The organism is Pantoea stewartii subsp. stewartii, assembly GCF_008801695.1.
Taxonomy (GTDB): domain Bacteria; phylum Pseudomonadota; class Gammaproteobacteria; order Enterobacterales; family Enterobacteriaceae; genus Pantoea; species Pantoea stewartii.
In genome coordinates this window covers 1-222 of record NZ_VZPF01000347.1, presented here as the reverse complement: position 1 = coordinate 222, position 222 = coordinate 1, and the positions used below count along the sequence as shown (strand labels likewise).

The following is a 222-nucleotide window of genomic DNA, read 5'->3' as shown; positions in this document are numbered from 1 at the left end:
GACGATGCCCCCTGCTGTGAGCTGGTTCTGCCCGCCGGCACGCTTCGTATCAGCGGAAAGCTGACGCCAGAGCTGCTTCAGATGCTTATCCGGGAAATGCAGGGGAGTTCGCGGTGATATCACTTCCTGCAGGTTCCCGCATCTGGCTGGTTGCCGGCATCACCGACATGCGCAACGGCTTCAATGGTCTGGCTTCCAGGGTGCAGAATACGTTACGGGATG

1 protein-coding gene and 1 pseudogene are annotated in these 222 nt (G+C 59.5%); both read left to right on the top strand.

Annotation, left to right across the window (positions count from 1 at the left end):
• A pseudogene (locus F7Q90_RS26505) lies at window positions 1-117 on the top strand (IS66-like element accessory protein TnpA); the annotation flags it as partial.
• On the top strand, window positions 114-222 hold a 109-nt coding region (tnpB, locus tag F7Q90_RS27010), incomplete at its 3' end, for an IS66 family insertion sequence element accessory protein TnpB (protein ID WP_151161269.1). The pseudogene F7Q90_RS26505 and the gene tnpB, both read left to right, overlap by 4 nt.